The organism is Thermogutta sp. (genome assembly GCF_039793925.1).
GTDB lineage: Bacteria > Planctomycetota > Planctomycetia > Pirellulales > Thermoguttaceae > Thermogutta.
In genome coordinates, this window is sequence record NZ_JBAMME010000336.1 from 1 (window position 1) to 2438 (window position 2438).

Genomic DNA, 2438 nt, shown 5'->3' on the forward strand with positions numbered 1-2438 from the left:
TCACCTACCAAATCCCAGGTGGTATCGGTATTGACATCCACCACCCGGGCAATCACCGTTCCCCGCTTTCCTGCAATCCACACCCGGGAACCGAGCGGGAAACTGGCGGTATCTCGCATCGGAACAGCCACGCACCATTCCGAACGGGCATAATCCCGTATTCGCCGGCTTGTGCCGTCCCGCAGTCCCAGTGCTGGTATCCTGTTCCACCATCGGCTGCCGGGGCGGGCATACCAGGTGGCGGTGGCGGTCTGAAAACTGTCAACTGGAACTCGGGAATAAACTGGAATGTCGGGGGATGATGAGCAGCAGAGCAGAAGCGGAATGAGCAGCCACAAAACACAGTAGTATTTGGACCATCGGAGTTTCAGTTGCCATCGGGGTTTTTTCTTCTGTTGTGTTTCAGTCAGCTCACGCCCGCAAAACACACATAGGACATGGCTGACATTATGCCTTCGCACTTCCACCGGGGCTGTGCCATTCCGCCCGGTAAGACAGTAGGGACATTTGGGATTATGCATTTTGTGCCTCCTTTATTTTTTGGAGAACTTCGTCAAACTCTCGGGCAGTCCTGGCAACCTGTCCGGGCAGTTTCAATCCGACCCAGCGGCGGGCATAGCCCTCGCCGGTTCGGATACTCCGCCTCTTGACAATCTCCGCACATACCCGGATGCTATCCGCCCAGTGTGGAAAGGCAAGGAACGGGACGGTTTGACCGGTCTGCCCCTCCCGTAGAAGCGTCCAGCCGTGCGGGCGAACAACCCAGACATCCGCTTTCCAGCCGTAAGGGAAAGCGGGGGCAAATGGCATCAGCCCGACAGCGTTGCCGCTCGGGATTTTGCCGGGTTGCTCTACCTCTGAGATTGCCACTGCCACAATCCAGTCAATATGCTCCACGCCGGGATATTTCCGGCTATACTCCGCCCACTTGTTCAGTCTGTCTTCCAGCGGGACATTTTCCCACTGGATTTGCAGGCGGGGAATGTCAGTCGGGTTTTTGTATCTCATTTTTGCTCCTTTCTGGCTGCCAAAGCCAGAACCGCTGCATCCGCCTCGTGCTCGGAGAGGTCGGATTTTCCGAAGTATGTCTCGCAGACACGGCGGGCATACTCTTTCGTCGCCAGCCCAACCGTCCGTGTCCTTCCTCTTCCACTCCAGCGGGTGCGGGGCGGTGGGATTATCTGCACTTGACATCCGGGGGGCCTGGCGTGCATCACCGCCGCCAGCACAGCCCCGTGAAACTGGGCTTGAATAACAGTGCTCTTGACCCCACCAGCCCGCACCATCCAGGTCCGCATCCCTTCCACCGCCACAATGTCAGGGCGGTAAGTTTGGATGAAAAGAACCACTCCCCGAAAGACTGTCGCCAGTCTCTCTGGAAGTGGCTCACGGGGTTTGGTGCGAATGGTGCGCCGGTCAAGCAGCTGGGCTTTCCCTTTCGGGAATGCCACTACCGCCAGCCCGGTATTTGCCCCCGGGTCAATACCGAGTATTATTTTCATTTTTTTCTCCTTTCAAGACTGCGGGAGACCACCCCCTCCTTGAAAGGAGGCAAACAAGGAGGTTTGGGGGTGGGTGTATGCACAAGTAGGTGGTCTCCCGCAGCCGGCTCGGTCATTCGTCTTCTTCCCCCCTTCCTTTCGCCCGAACAGCAAATCGGCTGGGTCCGGGCACAAGCATGATGAAACTACTCAGGTGTGCGTGTTGGCGGGCGAGTGCGGTGATTTTCCTCCGGTCGGGTGTCACAACCGAATGAATATCTACCCCGAGCTCGGCGATTGCATCCCAAAACTCGGGGGAGACCTCCATTCGGGAAGTCGGGGTGAACTCCGCAATCCCGACATCGGTTTCCAGTTTCCCAACCTCCGAGCAATAATTCCGCACTGCCTCACGCAAACCCTCGTATGCCGCCTGCAGCTTCAGCAGTTCAGCCAGAACTTCCCCGGGGTTCTCCTTCAGTTTGCGGTGAACTGCGGGGTCCTGCGGGCAGGACGGTGCGAACACGCACCACTGGCAGAACCCGCTGGGAGAAGGGCGGGGTTCTTCCTGCGAGGCAAACCATTCAAGAACTTTCCTGGCTCGTCTCTGGAGACCATCCCATGTGGGAATGGTGGGAATGTCCACGAGAACTCCGTGCCGGGCGAAAAAGATGGATGCTCGGGCGGGTGCAGGACCTAACTCGGTCTCCTGAGGAAACGCCCAGGCGTATGCCGCCATCTGCCATCGCCAGTGGGAGGCGGTGGTGGCATATGCGGACTTGATATCTATTACCCTATTCTGTTCGGGGGCAAAGAGGTCAATGAAGCCGTGAATATAAACTCCCGGCAGGATTTCGTATTTCACTTCCTTTTGGACCTCCAGCGTCAGTTCGGCGAGTTCGGAGGGGATATTTATCCTTTTCCCATCGGGCAGGGTGTAAAATGGTTGATGCGAGGCGA

The 2438-nt window shown here is 57.3% G+C and carries 4 protein-coding genes; all 4 read right to left on the minus strand.

The features are described 5' to 3' along the window. The coding region (locus tag ABJK56_RS18295) for a hypothetical protein (protein ID WP_347246124.1) at positions 1-521 on the minus strand (521 nt) is incomplete at its 3' end. Continuing rightward, on the minus strand, positions 514-1008 hold the full coding sequence (locus ABJK56_RS18300; protein WP_347246125.1) for a hypothetical protein: 495 nt from the start codon (positions 1006-1008) through the stop codon (positions 514-516). The genes ABJK56_RS18295 and ABJK56_RS18300, both read right to left, overlap by 8 nt. Continuing rightward, complete coding sequence (locus ABJK56_RS18305) at positions 1005-1502, minus strand: crossover junction endodeoxyribonuclease RuvC (RefSeq protein ID WP_347246126.1); 498 nt, start codon at positions 1500-1502, stop codon at positions 1005-1007. The genes ABJK56_RS18300 and ABJK56_RS18305 overlap by 4 nt, the downstream gene beginning before the upstream one ends. 112 nt (positions 1503-1614) lie before the next feature. Continuing rightward, positions 1615-2438, minus strand: an 824-nt coding sequence (locus ABJK56_RS18310) for a PD-(D/E)XK nuclease family protein (protein WP_347246127.1), incomplete at its 5' end; no start/stop codon positions are given.